This window comes from Bdellovibrio sp. HCB209, assembly GCF_047306065.1.
In the GTDB taxonomy this organism is placed as follows: domain Bacteria; phylum Bdellovibrionota; class Bdellovibrionia; order Bdellovibrionales; family Bdellovibrionaceae; genus Bdellovibrio.
Window position 1 is genome coordinate 3373052 of record NZ_CP178618.1, and the last position, 20334, is coordinate 3393385.

Sequence of the window (20334 nt, forward strand, 5' to 3'; positions counted from 1 at the left end):
CGAACTCCCTATAAAACTTGAAATGCAAATGAGTGAACTCGAACCTCGGCGTCCTCACTGTAAAGACCCAAAGCCCCCGCCTGATCGTACAACGCCTCAGGCATCTTAGAACCGTGGTAGTCCATAATCTGAACCCCGTCACGAAAAACTCGATAACGCTGTCCTTGTTTTGCAAAATAATAAGTCGAACGCGCACCAATAGGCTGTTTCGCGTCCTCAGACGTTTTTAAAAACTTCTGGCCCTCTTGCTCAAAGAATCGTCCCAACTCAACACCCGTATTAGGTTTTTGAATAAAGTAATTCGCGGTCTTCACTATGTTGGGATCTTTTCGATAATTACTGACGAACCAAAAAACTTCCCACTCGTTTGGAGTGGAGGAGCGCAATTGCTTGGTTGTCGTCACTTCCATTTTTGCGACGAAGTTATTAATCGGAGAAATCACCGTGTTCTTTAACAACAGAAGGCTTGAAAACGTTTGCAATGAAGTCTTCGCGGTCTGTGGATAGAACACCAAATCCTTAGTTCCATCGGCGTGAAACTTCACTTCTCCGCCACCATCAAAAGCGATAGTCCAATACTGCGGAGTGAGCGGAACGGAAATTAGACGATTGTACTTAGGAAGATCCATAGGCGAAGGAGCTTTCTGCGCACAGGCACTTAAAACTACTGCGATAAGAAATAAAGAGACAGCCTTCATCGAAATATCATAGGCCGTTACCAGAAAAAGGCAAATTAAGGCGGATTTTAGGCAAAAAAAATCCCCGGGGGTTTCCCCCCGGGGCCCTGCTCACCACCAAACAAGTCGTATCATGTAGTCATCAAGCTGTCGTACAAGTTGCAATCAAGTTGTGATCAAAAGCTGATGGCGGCTTTAGATGCAAATCCAAATGTAAAGTCATTGCCGTAACCGGAGTTGCCATTTTTCCAAGCTTCACCCGGGAACAACAAACCGATCTGATTCACCCATTGAACACGTTCAAGAGGTTTGTAAATCAACTCGATATCCCATTCTAGGCCTAAATCTTTTTTGGCATCAACAGAATTTTGCTGCGTGTTCATCAATTGTGCATAAACCAGAGTGTTGCGAACATCGAAACGCTCGTTCCATGCGTATTTCACCGATGGAGCCACATAGTAAGCGTTGCCAACACTTTCATCGTCCGCTGAATTAGAAACATCCAATGTCGTTGAAGTGCTTGTTGGTTTAACTGCGTTTGTATTGAAGAAATCCGCACTGCCCAAACGGTGATTGAACATCAACATCGCTACATCGTAGTTTTTGTTGAATGCGAAACCGCTGAAGTTTGTTGAATCAGTATCGCCAGTGGCCATACCTGTTTTCAAACTCCACTCCCATTTTGATTCTCTTGCCGGGAAGTAAAGTTCAGCTGCGATACCGAAACCGTCCATGCGAACGTCATCAGCACCTTTTTTGATACCTGTTTCACCAGATTGGAAAGCACCTTCGATTTTATAACCGAAAGAATCCCAACCACGGCCCAACACGAAGCTTGTCGTGCTGATGCTCATGTCAGCACCAACAGTTCCTAGACCCGCGCCACCTGCATAAGTATCAAGTTGTGTTTGAGAGTAATCCAAAGTCGTTCTAGCGCCTTTTCTTTGCTCAACGTAAACACCAATCACAGATTTCGCTTCAACGTTTTCATATTGAAGTTGTGCACCCATGAATGTTTGGTTGTTACCTTGACCAAAATCATTTGCGTATTGACGACCGATCATTGGCATCAAGAACCAGTCACCGATGATAACTTTGTAGGCTGCCATATCACGAGTGTTATACCAGTGATCGAAAGCACCTTTACCACCAGAGTACATCATGCCCAAACCGAAATCGAATGGAACACGACCCACCAACAACGAACCGAACTCTTGGTTCACGTTCAAGTACAACTGACTAGCTGTTACAGTTGTTGCGCCTTGGTTACCCGCGTTTGGATTTGTCGATTCGTTCATCCCCCAGATAGTACCCAACTGAGAATTTGGATAGATACCGCTGTTCAAAACATCAAAGCGAGAAATGATGTTGATACCATCAGCCGCAATGATCTTTGGAGAAAGATACAAGTAGTTCAAACCATAAGCTTTACGGCCTGTCGGATTTGTCAAAGTAGGTTTATCTACTTCAGTCCACTCAGCACGGTAACCGCCTGACCAATCCAAAGAGATCGCTTGCGCCACTGTAGACGACAAAACAAGCGAAAGACCCAATGCCTTTAGAAAATGTGCTTTCAACATTCGTATTCCTTTACTTTTGAACAACGCCCATCACTTCGGTTTCGCGAAGGATGACGAGTTCCTCATTTTGAAGATTGATTTTTGAACCTGAGTATTGCGAGAACACAACTTTGTCCCCGACTTTCAATTCCATCGGACGAAGATGGCCTTTTTTATTCACATGACCACGTCCAACAGCGACAACTGTTCCATGCAAGTTTCCTGACATATCAGCAACAGTGTCTGGAATGAACAAACCACCAGCAGTCACGCGCTCAGAACCTGAAGTTTGTACGATCAAACGATCATCCAATGGAGTCACGAAATCGTTCAGATCAATGACTTTCTTAGGTGCTGGAGCTTTCACCAAGTGCGAAGTGGCAGGTTTTGCTGCCTTAGCTGCCGCTGCTTTCGCAACGGGCTTTTTCGCAACCTTTTTAGGCGCCGTTTTTTTAGCTGCTTTAGGAGCAGACTTTTTTACTGGAGCTTTTTTGCTTGGCGATGCTTTCTTAGCTGGTGCTTTTTTTGAAACTTTTTTGGCTGGTTTCTTAGCGGCTTTTTTAACGACCTTTTTCACGGTCTTTTTAACGGCTTTCTTTGCAGAAGATTTCTTCTTAGCCACAACTTTTCCCTTTCACGAAAAAACTACTTCAACAGTATCTGTTTTTCGTACTACTCTATGTGCATGTTGCGACCACGATTAAAGACCATTTTAATTTCTTTTACAATCCTTGTGACGCTTGCAATCATCACAGGGCTTGGTATTGCCACTTACTCCTATTTTTCTCTCGAAAAAGAGATGACGGAAAAGCTTGAGTCCAAGCGCTTCTTGATCCCCACAGAGTACTACGCGGGTCCCCAAATTTTCTCGCAAAGAAATACCGCGACAGTCACGGATGTTGAAGCCTTGTTTCAGAAGCAAAACTTCCGCCGTCGTGACTACGATCAACGCCTTTTACAGGGTGATTACTTCATTGCAGACCGTGAGCAGTGCAGCGCTCGCCTACAAATCCCTCTCGATGAAAATCAAGTGGCCTGCTTTGGTTGGGTCAATCGCGATATTGAGACCGAGAAAGTCGATAGCTCCATTCAAGTTGTGGTTTTTCAAAATGACAATACCATTTCGAAAACCCTGACTGGCGCGCCTTTCCAGGAAACGCCATCAGTGTACGGAGAGGCCGCACTTTTAGCGCAGTACATCGGTAACGAACCTTTAATGCAAAAAACCGTGACACTGGGTGAGGTTCCACCTATGTGCTCGAACGCCATTATGGCTATCGAAGATGCCCAATTCCTTGAACACGGTGGTGTGAGCATCAAAGGGATCTTCCGTGCCCTCGTAAAAAATGTCACTTCGGGACGCAAAGCTCAGGGTGGCAGTACCATCACTCAACAATTGGTAAAGAACTACTTCCTGACAAGCGAACGAACTTTAAAACGTAAGTTTCAAGAGTTCATCATGTCGATTCTTTTGGAATCTCGTTTCAACAAAGACGAAATTCTAGAAACTTATCTGAATGTGATCTACATGGGACAAAATGGTCCTTTCCAAGTGCGCGGTTACGGAGCGGCCTCTCGTTACTACTTCAACAAAGAAGTCAGCGATCTTGATCTTTCTGAATGCTCTTTGCTAGCAGCTATCGTCAACAGCCCGGGTCTTTTCAATCCGTTTAAAAAACCAGTGAATGCAGAACGTCGCCGTCATTTGGTTTTGGAAAAAATGAAGGGCCTTGATTTCATCACAGATTCACAAATGGCTGCGGCTGACAACACACCTCTACCGAGTGCCCCGGTAAGTCTTGCGACAGAAACTGCGCCTTACTATTTGGATGCTGTTCGTAAACAGTTAGACGCCGCAAAAATTCCACTTGAAGGCTTACGCATTTACACGGCATTGGATTTGGAAGCCCAACAAGCAGCCCAAGAATCCCTGCGCAATCACTTAGATAACTTAGAAAAAAACAACAAACACATCAAAGGCCTTAAAGATAAAGGCAGTAGCCTTGAAGGCGTCGTCTTAGTTGGCGACAACCGTTCGGGCCTGGTGAATGTCGTGGTGGGTGGTCGTAATTATCGCATGACTCAATTCAATCGCGCAATTGATGGTCACCGCCAAGTCGGCTCAACAATGAAGCCGTTCGTTTATCTGACAGCTTTGATGAATGAAACTCCCGAGGGAAAACCGTATACGCCGATCACTCTTTTGAACGATGAAAAGCAAGCGATCAAGTACGAAGGACAAACTTGGGCTCCAGAAAACTATGGCAAAAAATATTACGGCCAAGTTCCGATGTTCTATGCTTTGAAAAACTCTATGAATGCGGCGACTGCCAACCTCGGTATGCAAGTGGGCATTGGCAATATCGTCGATGTGGCTCACAAGTTCGGAATTGATTCAGAACTTAAAGCTCTCCCATCTCTGACGTTGGGTGCTTTTGAAATGTATCCGCGTGAAGTTCTGCAAAGCTATATGACGATTGCCAACATGGGTCTGCGCAAAGATATTTCTTTCGTCAGAAAAGCCATCGCTCCAGACGGCAAAGAGATCTTCACTTACAATCCAAACGACCGCCAAGTGGAAGACCCTGCAACTGTAGCAAGTCTGATCAGCATGATGAAACAAGTGGTTCAATCTGGTTCCGCACGCGCGATTCCTCTGAACGGCTTCACCAATCCTGCCGCGGGAAAAACCGGAACCACCAACGACAACAAAGATGCGTGGTTCAGTGGCTTCACTCCTTACCTAACGACGATTGTTTGGGTTGGTTACGACAACAACCTACAACACAAACTCACAGGTTCTAGCGGCGGTGTTCCTGTTTGGACAAGCTTCATGAAAAAAATTGGTTCACGCTATCCAGCGGATGATTTCGCATGGCCCGAGGGCACAGTGCCAGTCACTTTGGACGAAGAAACCTTGCGCGCATTGAACGCAACTCAAGCTGATTTCGATCCTAAATCTGTTGATTTGATTTTCAGAAAAGGCACTGAGCCTTAGAGAATAACTTCCAGTCCTTCATGGGCAAAATCCCATTTAACGGCTGGAAGAGTTTCGTTATTCGCTGCCGAAGCACGAAACACTGAATCGTAGTACTCTTTAGTTTGACGACGCAATTCTAGGACATGATCTGTGCGTGCGCCCGGATCATGATGCGCGAAAAGAACATGTTTAATCCCCTCGCGGAAAGCAATTTCCAATCCCACTTGTGCAGCACTGTGACCCCAGTTTGCTTTTTCAGCAAGCTCCGGCAACGTGTACTGAGCATCGAAATACATCAAATCAATATTTTGATATAACGGCAGATCCGCACCCAATTGTTCTTGAGTCACGCGAGTGCCTTCCGTATCCACGCAGTGTGCATACGCTTTACCAGCAGCTTCAACTTTGAAACCCCAACATGGATCTGGATGATCAAGTTGATAAGGTGTCACTTCGAATTCGCCCACATTGATTTTTTTGCGCGGCTCTAAAACATGGAAATGAATTTTCGCCTGCAAAGCCTCATACGGAACTGGGAAGTACGGCTTTTTGAAAAGACCGCGAATCAACGATTCCATTTCTGGTTGAACTGCATAGTAATGGATCTCTTCGCCAGGAATAAAATGAGGAACAAAGAATGGCAAACCGATCACATGGTCCCAGTGAAAATGGGTCATAAAAATATGATAAGGACCTTTTTTGCGAGTCGCGATGCCTTTTAAAATTCTTTCGCTGATCGAACGAATGCCACTGCCACCATCGATGATGATTTGGCTATTTCCATAATTCAATTCTACACACGTTGTCGCCGAACCATAGCCGCCAACCATAGGCTCTTCCAAGCTTCTCATGTATTCAGAAACTTGATGTGAGCTATGATAGCCACTGTTGAAAAAGTTCTGAAGAACTCCTTCTATGTGGTTTGCCCAAACTGATGGTGGTGGAGACGAAGGCAAAGACCCACGTACGCCCCAGAATTTTATGGAGAATGACATACCTCCTAAGGATGCCTCAGAATAAACACGAAACAAATTAATATTTTACTGATCTGGTCGCGACCTAGGTAGAGCCTCCCCACCCGTCGTCTCTGTTCCGAGATCCAATCCGAAAATCCGGAAATCCATCTGCTCAGATTAAATTAAACCGTGTTTCACCATCAAAACTCGGGGCACGACGGTTGCTCTACTGCCTGCCCGGAGGTATTAACCAATGAAACAAGTGTATCTAACTATTGTATCCGTTCTATTTTTCTTCACTGCTCAAAATGCAGAAGCATCTCTTCTTGCCGATGCCTGCGTCTCGGACATGAAAACTCAAAGCTGGGCTGCCGACTCCTGGGGAGGCGTCTCTTGTAAAAACATTCAGTTGGCAGGTGAAGCACTCGAGGCCATTAACTATTCCATCGGCACTATCGGTCTTTTCACTTCGAATCTGGGATTGAAAGCAGCACTCATCGACTCAGCAACAGCTTTAGGTATGAGTACGGCCGCATCTGGAGGAACTGTACTTGTCGTCACAATTATTGCTGGCGCCGGCTATATGACCCTCAACATTGTGATGAACAAAGCTCTGAAAGATTGTGCTAACGACCAAGACAACATTCGCCAAATGATCCGCGAAGAGTTGCTGATGAAGTATGGTGTGAAATCTCGTCCTGATGTTCCACTGACAATCGGTCAATAGGAGTTTTTATGAACGATCCCGTTTTACTTTTGGATATCGCGACTTCGATTGTGTTTTGGGTGTTACTTGGCTTTAGCTTGAAAGCCTTGGTCGAGAAAAAATCGACACGCAAACTCTTCTCCATCAGCCTGTGGACTACTTGGGTCACGATGGGTGGACTTGTGATTCTGCCAGAGATTTACTCCAAAACCATGAGAATGACTTTGATCGCAATGCTGATCTTGCTCTTCGTAAATTCAGCTGAATACCGCGATGGTAAACAGCCCAAAAACACACCACAACCCGCCGCAGAGTAAGGTTTACTCGAATGGTGGTTCGTTTTGCACCTCTTGGTTACACAGCGCAGCCAAGGGGTTCCACTTAAGTACCTGAAATCACTTATCTAAATTTGAATGAAATCGCCGGTTTTTTGGTACACCTATTGCTTACTTAGGGGGTATGGAAATTCGGAGACAAAATGACATCATTGCTTTTCGCGTACAGGGGGAATCCCCAGTGGCTTTCCACGCGCGAAATCTTGAGGTTGCGGACATCTCCGAAGAGCTTTGGAGTGAGATGGATCACGCCTCCGACGACTCCTTGCAAAGCATGTTGAGCGACTGGAACACCGAGGAAAATCCTGATGTTTCCACACATTCATTCGGCAAGGACATCCGCGCCCTTACCATCAACGTCACACAAATCTGCAATTTGAAATGCACATACTGCGCAGCCGGTGGTGATGGAACTTACGGCTCCGCACAAACCAAAATCAACGTCGAAAAAACGCTGCCGCAATTAAAATACTTCCTAGAAAAACTGCCGAACTCGGGAACTTTCCGTATTAGCTTTTTGGGTGGCGAGCCGTTGCTTTACCCAGAAGGTATCCGTGCTATTGCGAATTACGTAAAACTTATGACTGCCGGTCGTAACATCACTCCGCAATTTTCGATCGTGACTAACGGAACTTTGCTGACAGATGCAAACATCGAATTGCTTCAAGAGATCAAAGCAAACATCTCCGTCAGCATCGATGGTGCTGCGGATGAAAACGATGCGGCTCGCCCTATGAAAAATGGGAAAGGCAGCACAGAGACTGTAGTTGCTGGCCTTAACAAGCTTCTTGCTAAAAAAGAACTTGTGGGTTCAGTGGCTTTGCATGGTGTGTTCACAGCTTCGAACATGAATGTTTCGAAGGCTTATGAGTTCTATCGTCAATTCCCTGCTGATAAGTACGAATTCACTTACAGCGTGTCTGAACAAAACCAAGAAGCCAGCGACTTGTTTGTTCGTGAAATGCGTTTGATCGCGGCGATGGCCTACACTTCTGGTGGCGAAGCTGCGCTTAGAAAAATCGGTTATTTCGATGGTGTATTCAATGCCCTTGATCAACAACGTCGCACTGAAAATTTCTGCGGAGCCGGCAAGTCTTTACTGGTTATCGATGCTCGCAATAATGTTTTCACATGCCCTTGGGATGTGGGTAACGCGAGTGAAAAAGTGGGACAAGGCACAGAGGTTTCCTCTGACGCACTTGAAAAATATTCCCGTCAATTGATTGAACAGAACAACTGCCAAACCTGCTGGGCGCGTTATCTCTGCGGTGGTGGCTGTATGTACATTCACAAGGAAGCGACTGGCTCCAAAAACCGCAAAAACGGTCAATTTTGTGAGCGCATGCGCAGTTTAGCTGGAACCGCAATTTTATACTTTAAAAAGTCTCGTCAGACTGATATTCAAGAAGAAGGTGATTATGGAAAACACTAAGAAAATCGCTACAAACCACATCAAGAAAGTAAAGCCTCACGGCTCTACGAACTCATCTGTGTTGGCGCCCTCAGCTCCAGGCAACGGCTGCATCCCTACAAACTAATTTAGGCAAGTGAGCTTTAATGAAACTGCCAAGTCCGTTCGAGGAAACATCGAATTCCTCGAAACCAGTGCAATACCGCGTTTACGCGATCAGAGCTATTTTAGCTATGATCATGGCGGCGCTTATTGCGCAAATCAATTTGGACTATGCAGAGTCTTGGCTCTATGACCTGCGCATCCGTTCCGATCTGTTTGCCAGAACTTCGAACAACATCGAACTGGTTTATATCAAACCAACGACAGTTCAAAACTTCAAAGGCCAACCCAACGCCAAAGACCAAACGGCGATTCTTCATAACCTACTAGCAGCCAATCCTCGCGCTGTGGTTTATGACTTTGCGATCAACGAAGCCCAAGGCAGCGAAGAAGACAAAGAAGAGTGGGCAAACCTCATCACTCAAAATCCGCAAGTCTATGTGGCAACTCCAAACACACCGTTGAAAGGTGAAGAGCAAAGCCTGTATCTGCCACTTCCTTACGAAAATATTCGTATGGTTCCTGCACCAAAAACTTCTGACACGATCAACTTTGCCAAAGACCGTGTGACTCGTCGTATGTTGTTGTCTTACCAAGACACAACGATGTTACCGACGACATTGGCAGCCCTTTACAATCCGGCTATTAAGGACTTTAACAACGTTCGTGGTTACTTTAATTTCTATGACACGAAACAAGCCTTCATCGATTTCCGTAAGCCGGGCTCGTTCCCTGCGACTGTATTCGATGAACTTGCCAACGGCACAGTTGATTGGTCTAAATTCCAAGATAAAATTGTGATCATCGGTACGGATCTTAATATCAGCGAAAGCGATTACATCCTGACTCCGTACAGCCGTATTCCTTCGGCGATGACCCGCATTGAAATGCAAGCGAACATTGTCGACACTTTGATTCGCAACTCGAGTCCCCTTCGTGCGCCTTACTATGTGAACTGGATTTTGCTGACATTGATCTCTATCTTAGCGATCCAAATCGTCCTAAGCATGAGCCCCGCAATGGGTTTGGTGATTTTGTTCAGCACACTGTTTACTTTTTCAGTCATCTCTTTTGCACTGTTTTGGATTTGTGGCTGGTGGATCACGATGGCGGCTCCGCTTTTAGCGGGCTTCCTGGTTTACTATTTCTTTATCCCTTACCGTCTGATCATCGAAAACCGTCGTAGCTGGGAATATTACCAAAAGAATAAACTCCTCAGTCAGGTCGAAGAGCTTAAGACGAACTTTATCTCGATGATGTCCCATGATTTGAAAACGCCGATTGCACGTATTCAAGGGATGACGGACGTGATTTTGTCGGATCAAGTGACTTTGAGTGCGCAACAGCGTGAGGCTGTGGACACGATCAAGCACTCTTCTGATGACCTTTTAAAGTTCATTAGCTCTATCTTGAATTACGGTAAAATCCAGAGTGAGGGCGTCGAACTTCACTTGCAAACCAAAGATATCAATCAGGTTCTGCAAGAGGTGATTCGTAAGCATGAGTTCTTGGCGAAAGTAAAACGCATCCAAATCGTCTCTGAACTGGAGCCTCTGTTCCCTATCCCGATGGACCCAGATTTGATGAGACAAGTGCTTTCAAACTTGGTGGAAAATGCCATCAAGTACAGCCCGGATGACACGAAAATCATGGTTTCCAGCGAAGAGAAAAGCAACCATGTGGTCATTCAAGTGTCTGACCAGGGGCCTGGAATCCCTGAGGACGAGCAGGCTAATATTTTCACAAAGTTCTTTAGAAGCAAAAACGTAAAGAGCACGCAGATCAAAGGATCTGGCTTGGGTCTTTACTTGGCTAAATATTTTACAGAACTTCACAAGGGACGCATCTTTGTGGAGTCGAAAGATGGAAAAGGTTCCACATTTACGGTAGAACTGCCGATGGAACAAGGGGGCGTAAATGCTTAAGGTGTTGGTAGTAGACGACGATCAAGGTTTGAGACTGTCCGTTAAAACGGCGCTCACTGCCACACAACGTTTCGAAGTCGATGAAGCTTTCGATGGTATTAACGCCATGGAAAAAATCAAAGCCGGAACGACGAAATACGACCTTGTTATTCTTGATGTCGACATGCCTCGTTTGAATGGCTTAGAGACTCTTCGTCAAATTAAAGAAATCGATCCAGGTATCATCGTGATGGTGATGACAGCTCACGCGACTTTGAACGACGCCGTTCAAGCGGTTAAAGATGGTGCTTACAACTATCTTTCTAAACCAGTTGCTGGTGACGAGCTTTTGGCTTTGATCGACAAAGCTGTGAACGCTCACAACTTGATTTCTAATATCGCATTCTCTGCCCCAGTGATGGTTGAAGAAGGTCGCAAGATCATCGGTCACACATCACAAATGCAAAAAGTATTTAACATCATCCACCGCCTTGCCAAAGTAGACACTCCGGTTTTGATCCGTGGTGCTTCGGGTACAGGTAAAGAGTTGGTTGCAAAAGCAATCCACTTTAACTCTGCTCGTAAGGATGAAAAATTCGTAGCGATCAACTGTTCTGCAATTCCTGAGAACTTGTTCGAGTCTGAACTTTTCGGTCACGAAAAAGGTTCTTTCACAGGCGCGGATCAACGTAAAATCGGTAAATTCCAATTCGCTGAGGGCGGCACTTTGTTCTTGGACGAAGTGGGCGACATGCCCCAGTTGATGCAAGTTAAAATCTTGCGCGTTCTTCAAGAGAAAGTGTTCACTCCAGTTGGTTCAAATCGTGAGTTCCCAACGAACGTGCGTATTATCGCTGCGACGAACAGACCTCTTGAAGACATGATCAAAGCGGGTTCATTCCGTGAAGACTTGTTCTATCGTTTGAACGTAGTACCTATATTCTTGCCAGCTCTACAAGAGCGTAAAGATGACCTTGAGCACATGATCAACATCTTCATTAAGAAGTTCAATCAAGCTCACGGCAAACGCATCAACGGTATTACTCCTGATGCAATGGCTGTTCTTAAAAAGCATTCTTGGCCAGGTAACATCCGTGAGCTTGAGAACGTGATTGAACATGCCTTCGTTCTTGAATCTAGCAACTTGATCACTTTGGCTTCATTGCCAGAGGCTTTGTTGATCGTAACAGGCACGAACTTGATTGATCTTTCTCCGTTTGAACAAGCTCAGAATGTGGCTTCTGCGGGCATCGTTAAAGCAGCAACAGCTCACTCGAACTTGGGTGATGATGAAGATGCTGCTGGCAGCGACATCGACACTGCTGATCTTGAAGGTGAAGAAATCGTTCCGTACTCTGGTGAAAATTTGGATTTCAACGCTCAAAAAGAAGCGTTCGAAAAAGAGTTCATCATCAAAGCTCTTAAGACATTCCGTGGCCGCATCAACCAAACTGCGTTGCATGCGAACATCCCGAAGAAAACACTTCTTCGTAAGATCGAAAAATACGGAATCGTTGCTAAAGACTACAGCAACTAAGACTCCAAAAATGGCTTCAGACAAGGCCTTCCAGCGAGGGAAGGCCTTTTTTATTTGCCCCACCCCGGATTAAAATAGGTGCCTAACTAGAAATCGCTTTCAGCGAATGCAAGTGAAAGTTGATAAGAAAAAATCGGATTCTGCATCGCCTCTAGTTTTTTAATCGAGAATAAAACCCCAGATTTAGTGTTGCATATTTTTTGAGCATAATTTGTTTGTGATTCTTGCCTACTCCACATTGACTGCGGGTAATGAAGTTTGTAACTTCGTCCCCTCGACCTTGGAGAAATTCTTTTACATGACTATGAACCCGTTGCCGCCGCAGGCTTACACAAAAGAGACGCTGCTGAAAGCCTATCAATGGCTGATGTCGCAAAACTCTAATATCAAGGAGATCGCAACGACTCCTGATATGTTGGTAAGCCTATACCTTAAGGCAACTCGTGATGGCGACAGTGCTTTGGAACGTCCAAGCATCAAGAATTTCAAATCAGAGCTAAAAAGTTTGGCAGGATTGATGGGTGAGTTAGATCGCCCTCAACAAAACCAAGGCGCTGGTGCCACTTACCACCAACCTGTACAACAACCTGCTCCTCCACCCGTTCAAACTGTGCAGCCTCAAGTTATTCAGACAGCTCCGCCAGTAAACCCAACTGTTATGGCGGCTCCAACAATGGCTCACCAAGTTTCCTACACCGAAAAGACTTTAACGGCGACAACACAGACCTCTGATCCCATGGACTTGTTTGATTGCGGGACTAAAGCAATGATTCAGGAAGTCAAAGATGAGTTCAATTTGAGTTCTGAACTAGAAGCCTTGCGCATGCTGATAAAAATCGGTTATGTGAAGTCTAAAGGCATGTTAAAGTAAACCTATTGAGGTCTCATGAAGAAAAAATACATCTGGCTTGTTGCTATTGCCGGCTTTCTGATCGCTTTAGATCAAGTGACTAAACTTTACGTTCATACGCACTTCCATTTGGGTGAGTCACTTCCGGTGATCCCTAATTTCTTTAACTTCACTTACGTTAGAAACTTTGGCGCAGCCTTTGGTTTCTTGGCTGAAAGCCATCCGTCTTTCCGTGAGTTGTTCTTCCTAAGCATGCCGCCGATCGCTTTGATCATCATCTTGGGTATCATGCGCGGAGTGAAGGACGACGATACAAAACAAATCATCGCCCTTTCCAGCATCTTTGGTGGCGCTATCGGTAACTATATTGACCGTGTTCGCTTCCGTTATGTGATCGACTTCTTGGATTTCCATATCTATGGAAAATGGAGCTGGCCTGCTTTCAACGTTGCCGACATGGCGATCGTTGGCGGAGTAGGACTTTTGCTAGCTTTGATGTTCATCGAGAATTCTAAAAAGAAAGAATCTGAAAAAGGCGCCTAGAGCGCCTTTTTTATTTGTTCGGAATGTTCTTACGAAGCTTACGCTGCAAGCTTTGACGATGCAGCCCCAGCTTCTTAGCGGCCTGAGTGATGTTGCCGTTTGAAGTATTCAAAACGTAATCAATATACTCACGCTCCATGCGCGCCAAAGAAATCTCGGCCTCTTCCGAAGCTTGAGCCTTGGGTTCTTCCTCAGCAAACGCTCTCACGATCATATCGGGTGTTACTGGTTTGGCGAGGAAGTTTTCCGCCCCCAACTGCATCGATTTCACCGCTGAAGCCACAGAACCAAATCCGCTCATCATCACGACACGGGCTCCTGGGAATTTGGCAGAGATCATCTTAATAAAATCCAAACCGTTTTCATTCCCGACTCTTAGATCCAGCAAGACTCCATCGGGAGTGTTCACGCGGTCTAAGTCAGGGAACTCGGCAAAGCTTTGCATGCTGTAACCGCGCTCTTCGAGCTCTTGATGCAGAACCTCGCGCAAGCGTTTGTCGTCTTCGATTAGCAAAATGCTTTTGATTTGTTTTTTCATTCAAGCCCCTCGTGCGGAATGGTCAAGCGAGCTGTTGCTCCTTTACCAGAGCTGTTATTGCTAAGAGTAAACTCCCCGCCCATGGATTGAGCTGTCATCAGTGCCGAGTACACGCCGAGGCCATTGCCTTGTTGTTTGTTGGTGTTAAAGGGCTCGCCCATTCTTTCGAAAACTTCAGGGACAACACCAGAACCCGCATCGATGACTTCGATCACGACCTCTTCGGTTTCATCGTACATGCGCAAAGTAATAATCGCTTCTGCAGAGGAAGCCTCTTTGGCATTGTCCAAAAGATCTAAGATCGTTTGCGCAAATGACAGCGGTTGAATCGGGCAGAAAAATTCACGTTCCGTGATTTCTTTGCGAAGAGTGACTTTGTTGTCAGCTTCCCAAGCGCGCACGATGTCCTTCAAGACGGAATTCACATTGAGCTTTTGCAGCTCCCCATCAGTAGAGGTCGTAAATACGCCCGCCATCTTTTGGAAAATCGCTATACACTCATCCAAAGATATCTGTGCTTGATTGATTTCACTGCGCGCGGCTGTGGGATCTTCGATCTTACGCAGGCCACGATCCAGTCTTAGTTTTAAAGAATTCAGTGGTGTTGCCATCTCGTGCGAAAACCCGGCAGCCAAAGCCCCCAAGGATTTCAAACGATCCGCGCGATGCTGGCGATTTTGCAGACTGCGAATGCGCTCTTCTTGTTTTTCTAGAAGGCCCGAAAATAAGTACGCCACAAACCATGCAGCCAAAACTAAAATCCATTGTGACAGGAATTGGAAATACAATTCACCGCGATCAATGTTCAAAGTGATTGAAGCGTCTTTGTTCGTTTCAATTTGCAAGATCGACAAGAGCACAATCAATACGCCGATAAAAGCCAGACTGCGGAAGCCTCGTAAAAGCATGCCGCCCAAGAAACCATGGAGTGCCAGAATAAAAATAAAAGGATTCGCGGCAGAACCACTCACGAACAACAATCCTGCGGCGGCCAACAGATCTACCAGCAAATGCACCAAGAGCATGGATTGTTCTTGTGCTGAAGTTGTCTTGTTCCAAATTCCTTGAGTCAATCCGTTGAACACAGCCAGCAAGGCGATCACGGCCATGAAATAGAAAAGTTGTTCTCTTAATAAGTAGCCACCTCTTAACAGAGGAAAAGCTCCCAACATCATAAAGACGATGGCAATCCAACGAAAGCGGACGATTCCCTGCAATAGTGAGGAAGAGTCAGGCCAGAATGACTTAATGAACGAGGATGACATGAGGACTTCATAGTCCACAGAGCCCTACTCAGCAAGGATTTGGTCCCTCCCGCAACCTTCCGCTGCGCTGACGCACATGCTCATATCATTTGATTTTCTAATTGCAAATTACTTGCGTTTAATAAATCTCCACGTTAGATGCTGTATTCGGAGGACACGAATGAAAAAGTACCTATTGTCGTTAGCACTCTGCCTAACTACGACGTCAACTTACGCTCAAACTGCACCTTTGGTGCAAAACCTGAACTTCTCTGCAGCTATGGATGTGACAGCTCCTATTAATTTGGATGATTCTGCCAACAACAAGTTGGGAATTCGCTCTGCGGAGTTCATGCTCTTTGGACCTCTAGATCCAACCTTTGATGCGATGATCAACTTCACTGCTCACAATGAAGACGGCGAATACCATACGGAACTTCATGAAGGTTATATCTCCTCATCTAAATTGATTCCGAACTTGCGCTTTAAAGTCGGTATGTTTTTCTTGGGCGTAGGCCGTTTGAATCAATTCCACCAACATGACTGGCCGTTTATTTCTGCACCAAAAGTTCACGTAGAATTCTTTGGTGAAGAAGGCATTCACGACACTGGTGCAGAATTCACTTACATCCTTCCGACAAGCTCTTACTGGGATATCACAGTGGGTGTGATAGATGGATATTCTTGGGAGTCTCATCAACACGATGACCATGTTCATGAAGAACTGGAAAGACCGGATGCTCCTATCTACTATGTACGTCCATCGACATTTGTCGACTTGGGTGACAACAGTGGCTTGCAAATCGGTTTGAATTACTTGGGCCGTACGGATTCACAAGGCTTGAAAACAGAGCTTTCTGGTTTGGATTTTGTCTTTAAAAAGAAAGAGGGCAATTTCAATCGTTGGTTGGTTCAATCTGAAATCTGGAATCAAACTCAAAACAGCGAAACGACAGAGCGTACAACTAAGATGGGTGCTTACATCTATCCAGAGTTTGGTTTTTCTCCAAACTGGTTCGTCGGTTTGCGTATGGATGCTTTCACCGACAAGAGCTTGAAGTTTGATGACGGCGATGACCGCAGCAACTTGGACTATGCTTTTGTTCCGACTGTGACTTACAAAAACTCTGAGTTTGTTACTTGGCGCCTGGCCTACACTCATGAAGTGAACAATGTTTCAATGCAGGCTGATCAAATCAACCGCGTGATTGAATTGCAATTTATCGCAATCCTTGGCGCACATCCAGCTCACGCGTTCTAGAGGTGTCTGATGAAAAAATTAATCTTTCTTGCTTCGATTTTATTTTCTGTAAATTCTTGGGCCGCAATTAAAGTTGTGGCGACTCTTCCTGATATCGCTGAAGTGGTGAAAGCCATCGGTCAGGATAAAGTGGAAGTGTCTTCTTTGCTATCTGGCGGAACTGATCCTCACTATGCCGATGCTCGCCCGGATTATATCCTAAAGGTTAATCGCGCGGACGTTGTTTGTTCTGTTGGCTTGGATTTGGAAATCGGTTGGTTGCCTAAAGTTCTTGAAAAAGCCTCCAACGCGAAAGTTCAATCCGGTGGCACAGGTTTTTGTGAACTTGGTAAAGCCGTTAAAGCTTTGGATATTCCAACAGGCGTGATCAATCGCTCTTTGGGTGATGTGCATGCTCACGGAAATCCGCACTTCAGCTTGGATCCTTTGAAACTGGCTGAGTCAGGTGCCGAAGTGGTTCGCGTGCTTTCTGCGGTCGACGCGGCAAACGCAGCTCTGTACCAGAAGAATTATGATTCATTCAAAAAACAAATGGAGACTTTGCACTCTCAGATCAAAGCTAAGATCAAAAAAGTGAAAGTGATGGAGTACCACAAGGAATTTACTTATTTCTTTAATTCCTATGGTCTTGAATCAGCAGGCTCTTTGGAAGAAAAACCGGGTATGCCGCCTTCTGCGACTCGCATTGCTCAAGTAGCAAAGGATGCTAAGGCCAATGGCGTAAAAGTGTTGTTTGCTACGGCTTCTGCTCCCCACCAAACATTGGAGCGCTTTACAGAGCTTTCAGGTATTCCTGTTGTGACTGTGCCTTCCTATGTTCAAACATCAGGTGACGCAAAGACTGTTGAGAGTTTGCAGAACTTGTTGTTAAAATCCATTCCATGAACAAGCTTTTAAGCGTTTCGGAATTACAAGCCCTTAGCAAAAATGGGACAAAACTTTCCCCTGCAGTGAATTTTGAACTTCACTCAGGGGATGTTCTTTTTTTGCGTGGAGATAATGGTGCGGGTAAAAGCACGATCTTAAAGACCTTGCTGCGTCTGCATCCTTATTTTTCCGGAACATTTAAATTCAATGTCTCTATCAGCGAAATTGAATACCTCCCCCAACTGGGAAATTTGAATTTTCATTTACCGCTGACCTTAGCGGATATGCTGGGTGATGCCGTTTCATCGCCATTGCTCGCAGGACTTGATCTGAATAAAAAATGGAACACAGCCAGCGGCGGTGAACGCCAGAAGGTTTTGTTTTCAGCTGCTTTGGCGAAAAAACCAAAAGTTTTGGTCCTGGATGAGCCCTTTAATCACGTCGACAAAGACGCCGGGCTTTTACTAGAGCAAGGATTGATTCAGTTCCTAAAAGACAATCCACAAAGCGCCTTGGTCTTAGTATCCCATCGCCCTTTTAGCCAAAACCACTCGCAAGTTCGCTATTTGGAGATTCAATGAGTTCATTTTTCTCTTTATTAGCGATTTACAAATGGTCTTTGCCTGCAAGCACATTGATGGCGGGAGCCCTTTGCTTGATCGGTGCTCAGTGGACGGCGCGCGAAAAAAGTGCACAGATCTTCGTTTTGGGACAAGGTTCTTCGCTAGGTATTATTCTTGGATTAGTTCTGAATATCTTATTAGGAACTGACTTTCATTGGATCAGCCTTGCGGGTGGTCTTAGCATCGGCGCTTTGACTTTGGTTCTTTCGGATTTATTGATTCAAAGAAAATCGGATCGCAATCACGTCTATCTGACGCTCTTCGTATTTTTCCTGTCACTCACCTATTTAATGACATCACTGACGCCATCTCTGGAAAGCCACATGGCCTCCGCCTACTTTGGTGACTTGGCGGTGATGAGTGATGGCGCTGCGATTGTCGCCATGCTGGCTGCCATCGGTTTCATGGGTTTTATGTTCATGAACTGGCGTGCTCTTACTCAGATCAGTTTCCAGTTAGTGAATCAAAGCTGGATTCATCGCACCTGGAAAAACCGCTTCTTTGATATCGGCACACTCGTTATCACGACGGTCGCGATTCAAAGTATGGGTTACTTGTACACGATGGGATCTTTGTTTATTGCGACGAGTTTTGCGTCCCAACGCAGCCGTAATCTGAAAAGCTACACACAGAGAGTCTTACTGATCTCTGTGCTTGGAACACTTTTAGGTTTTGTCTTGTCTTTACTGTCCACGAATCTGCCGACAGTCCCTTGTGTGATGCTGGGGCAGATTGTGGTGGGAATTGTCTCTTACATGAAGAAGTAATGGAATGATGGCTGAGCTTCGCGCTTTTGGCCATCTAGGTTGAACAGACAGATAACTTCTGTGCGCACACCTTGCTTCACATTGAAAATCGTCAAATCAGAATTTTCGATAATCTGGTGCAAACCGCGACCGGCTCCACCCTTTTGCGTGTTCAAGCTGCCAGCTGTTCCATTGTAGCAAGTATTTAAGTAATCAATGATAACACTGCTTTGAAGTGCACCAAATGGGTCGACAACAGAAACTGCTGCAACAACGCCATCGGTTGCATATCTGAAGACAGATTGCTGATGCGTTTCGAGCTGAACTTCTTCTTTACGGCTCACGTGATTGAAGATGGCTTTACCATGAGAATCCACGGGAGCATCGTAAATCGCGTTCATAAGCATCTCTTCAGCCACTGTGTTCACACGATCGATCACCGATGTGCGCACACCTGCTTTTTTCAAATAGCCGCACATATCGTCACGCAATTGCTCACGCTGACCGGAATGTGTAACCACTTTCTTTTGAACTTCTACTCCCCAAGTCAGGTATTTATCCAAACCAAAGAGGTCTTTATTCAAAAGTTTTCCCAAGGCCGTTAGGACAAAACGGATTGTCGCGTTTTTGTCTTCGGCATCGCGGGAGATAATATTTTTAACGAAACGGTTGTTTTGCAGAATGCGCAAGTTGCCTTGCACGTCGTGAGTCGTCAGCAGGATCACATTCGGGCTGACTTTCTTTTCCTCAACTTGGCGTAGGACATCGATGCAGCTTTCTTCACCGACAACGACGTCATACTTTTGCTCGCCCAGAAGTTGTTGGGCTTGAGCCGCGTCACTGGCGATATCGAGTTGTACACCTGTACTACCCAAAGCCATACGCAATGGCATCTGCTGTTTTTTATCTGGTTCGATCAAAAGAACACGACCGCCAGCCCCGCGTTGCAACGCATTTTGAGCTTCATGCAATTCACGGTTCAAGATTTCAAACAGACGGGCTTTTTCGTTGGTCTTAATCAGACGCTCCGTCAAGATCATGCAATAGATTTGGTAAAGCAATGCTTGAAAACGGTCTTTGTCTTTGGGATGAACGTGGGAGAAGTCTTCGTCCTTGATCACGTAACAGCTCACTTCGCTGACCGCTTTCACTGACGTGGACGCTGGGTTTGAAGTGATCACACTCATCTCGCCCCAAACATCCCCTGGAGTATCAAAGGATGCGAGAACTTCACTGGCCAAAGAGATTTCTAATTTTCCTGATCTTAAAAAGTAGAGATTACGATTAGTTTGGCCTTCTTTAAGAACCACAGTTCCGGCAGGATATACTTCATTATGCATCATCGCCGCTACTTGGAGTAACAGGTCCGTGCTGAATGATTTGAAAAAGGAGTAGCCCTTAATTTCTTGAACAATATCTGCCGGGTGCATTTTCATATGCTACAATTATGTAGGCAGACATCTATATATGGGTAGTTTCGCTTGAAAATTCTTCG

19 protein-coding genes are annotated in these 20334 nt (G+C 45.4%); 12 read left to right on the plus strand and 7 right to left on the minus strand.

Annotation, left to right across the window (positions count from 1 at the left end; translation table 11 throughout):
• Nucleotides 1-8: 8 nt before the first annotated feature.
• The 3 genes from ACLVWP_RS16360 to ACLVWP_RS16370 form a co-directional block, all read right to left on the minus strand.
• On the minus strand, nt 9-698 hold the full coding sequence (locus tag ACLVWP_RS16360) for a hypothetical protein (protein WP_413558725.1): 690 nt from the start codon (nt 696-698) through the stop codon (nt 9-11).
• 155 nt (nt 699-853) lie between these two features.
• A complete protein-coding gene (locus tag ACLVWP_RS16365) occupies nt 854-2257 on the minus strand; it encodes a hypothetical protein (protein WP_413558726.1) in 1404 nt (467 codons plus the stop codon).
• A gap of 10 nt (nt 2258-2267) precedes the next feature.
• Nucleotides 2268-2858 (minus strand): co-chaperone GroES, encoded by a 591-nt coding sequence (locus ACLVWP_RS16370; RefSeq protein ID WP_413558727.1) that lies wholly within the window; start codon nt 2856-2858, stop codon nt 2268-2270.
• A gap of 111 nt (nt 2859-2969) precedes the next feature.
• Here ACLVWP_RS16370 and ACLVWP_RS16375 point away from each other — a divergent pair, with 111 nt between their 5' ends.
• Nucleotides 2970-5234 (plus strand): transglycosylase domain-containing protein, encoded by a 2265-nt coding sequence (locus ACLVWP_RS16375; RefSeq protein WP_413558728.1) that lies wholly within the window; start codon nt 2970-2972, stop codon nt 5232-5234.
• On the opposite strand, the gene ACLVWP_RS16380 is transcribed toward ACLVWP_RS16375, so the two are convergent.
• On the minus strand, nt 5231-6211 hold the full coding sequence (locus tag ACLVWP_RS16380) for an MBL fold metallo-hydrolase (RefSeq protein ID WP_413558729.1): 981 nt from the start codon (nt 6209-6211) through the stop codon (nt 5231-5233). The two genes, ACLVWP_RS16375 and ACLVWP_RS16380, sit on opposite strands and share 4 nt — an antisense overlap.
• Nucleotides 6212-6425: 214 nt before the next feature.
• Here ACLVWP_RS16380 and ACLVWP_RS16385 point away from each other — a divergent pair, with 214 nt between their 5' ends.
• From ACLVWP_RS16385 to lspA, 7 genes are all read left to right on the plus strand, one after another.
• Nucleotides 6426-6899 (plus strand): hypothetical protein, encoded by a 474-nt coding sequence (locus ACLVWP_RS16385; RefSeq protein ID WP_413558730.1) that lies wholly within the window; start codon nt 6426-6428, stop codon nt 6897-6899.
• An 8-nt stretch (nt 6900-6907) separates the two neighbouring features.
• Nucleotides 6908-7195: a hypothetical protein gene (locus ACLVWP_RS16390; RefSeq protein WP_413558731.1), complete on the plus strand. Its 288-nt coding sequence runs from the start codon at nt 6908-6910 to the stop codon at nt 7193-7195.
• Between the two features lie 142 nt (nt 7196-7337).
• Entirely contained in the window at nt 7338-8645 is a 1308-nt protein-coding gene (locus ACLVWP_RS16395) for a radical SAM protein (protein WP_413558732.1), read from the plus strand.
• A 125-nt stretch (nt 8646-8770) separates the two neighbouring features.
• Nucleotides 8771-10651 (plus strand): ATP-binding protein, encoded by a 1881-nt coding sequence (locus ACLVWP_RS16400; RefSeq protein ID WP_413558733.1) that lies wholly within the window; start codon nt 8771-8773, stop codon nt 10649-10651.
• Entirely contained in the window at nt 10644-12167 is a 1524-nt protein-coding gene (locus ACLVWP_RS16405) for a sigma-54-dependent transcriptional regulator (RefSeq protein WP_413558734.1), read from the plus strand. The genes ACLVWP_RS16400 and ACLVWP_RS16405 overlap by 8 nt, the downstream gene beginning before the upstream one ends.
• A gap of 298 nt (nt 12168-12465) precedes the next feature.
• Nucleotides 12466-13038, plus strand: coding sequence for a hypothetical protein (locus ACLVWP_RS16410; RefSeq protein ID WP_413558735.1), 573 nt, complete (start codon nt 12466-12468; stop codon nt 13036-13038).
• A 15-nt stretch (nt 13039-13053) separates the two neighbouring features.
• Entirely contained in the window at nt 13054-13560 is a 507-nt protein-coding gene (gene lspA / locus ACLVWP_RS16415; protein WP_413558736.1) for a signal peptidase II, read from the plus strand.
• Nucleotides 13561-13570: 10 nt separating this feature from the next.
• Here the strand turns inward: lspA and ACLVWP_RS16420 are convergent, their stop codons facing one another.
• Together ACLVWP_RS16420 and ACLVWP_RS16425 are read right to left on the minus strand one after the other, a co-directional pair.
• Complete coding sequence (locus tag ACLVWP_RS16420) at nt 13571-14098, minus strand: response regulator transcription factor (RefSeq protein ID WP_413558737.1); 528 nt, start codon at nt 14096-14098, stop codon at nt 13571-13573.
• Nucleotides 14095-15363 carry a sensor histidine kinase gene (locus ACLVWP_RS16425; RefSeq protein WP_413558738.1) on the minus strand — a complete coding sequence of 423 codons (1269 nt, stop codon included), beginning with the start codon at nt 15361-15363 and terminating at the stop codon, nt 14095-14097. The genes ACLVWP_RS16420 and ACLVWP_RS16425 overlap by 4 nt, the downstream gene beginning before the upstream one ends.
• 160 nt (nt 15364-15523) lie before the next feature.
• On the opposite strand from ACLVWP_RS16425, the gene ACLVWP_RS16430 reads away from it, so the two are divergent.
• Genes ACLVWP_RS16430 through ACLVWP_RS16445 form a run of 4 tightly spaced genes read left to right on the plus strand, consistent with a single transcriptional unit; the run spans nt 15524 to nt 18860 of the window.
• Nucleotides 15524-16603: a hypothetical protein gene (locus ACLVWP_RS16430; protein ID WP_413558739.1), complete on the plus strand. Its 1080-nt coding sequence runs from the start codon at nt 15524-15526 to the stop codon at nt 16601-16603.
• A gap of 9 nt (nt 16604-16612) precedes the next feature.
• Nucleotides 16613-17488 (plus strand): metal ABC transporter substrate-binding protein, encoded by an 876-nt coding sequence (locus ACLVWP_RS16435; RefSeq protein ID WP_413558740.1) that lies wholly within the window; start codon nt 16613-16615, stop codon nt 17486-17488.
• Nucleotides 17485-18051, plus strand: a complete 567-nt coding sequence (locus ACLVWP_RS16440; RefSeq protein ID WP_413558741.1) for an ATP-binding cassette domain-containing protein — start codon at nt 17485-17487, stop codon at nt 18049-18051. The genes ACLVWP_RS16435 and ACLVWP_RS16440 overlap by 4 nt, the downstream gene beginning before the upstream one ends.
• Nucleotides 18048-18860 carry a metal ABC transporter permease gene (locus ACLVWP_RS16445; protein ID WP_413558742.1) on the plus strand — a complete coding sequence of 271 codons (813 nt, stop codon included), beginning with the start codon at nt 18048-18050 and terminating at the stop codon, nt 18858-18860. The genes ACLVWP_RS16440 and ACLVWP_RS16445 overlap by 4 nt, the downstream gene beginning before the upstream one ends.
• Here the strand turns inward: ACLVWP_RS16445 and ACLVWP_RS16450 are convergent.
• The gene (locus ACLVWP_RS16450) at nt 18845-20275 is read right to left on the minus strand and encodes a cyclic nucleotide-binding domain-containing protein (RefSeq protein ID WP_413558743.1); all 1431 of its coding nucleotides are present in this window, start codon (nt 20273-20275) and stop codon (nt 18845-18847) included. The two genes, ACLVWP_RS16445 and ACLVWP_RS16450, sit on opposite strands and share 16 nt — an antisense overlap.
• Nucleotides 20276-20334: the final 59 nt, after the last annotated feature.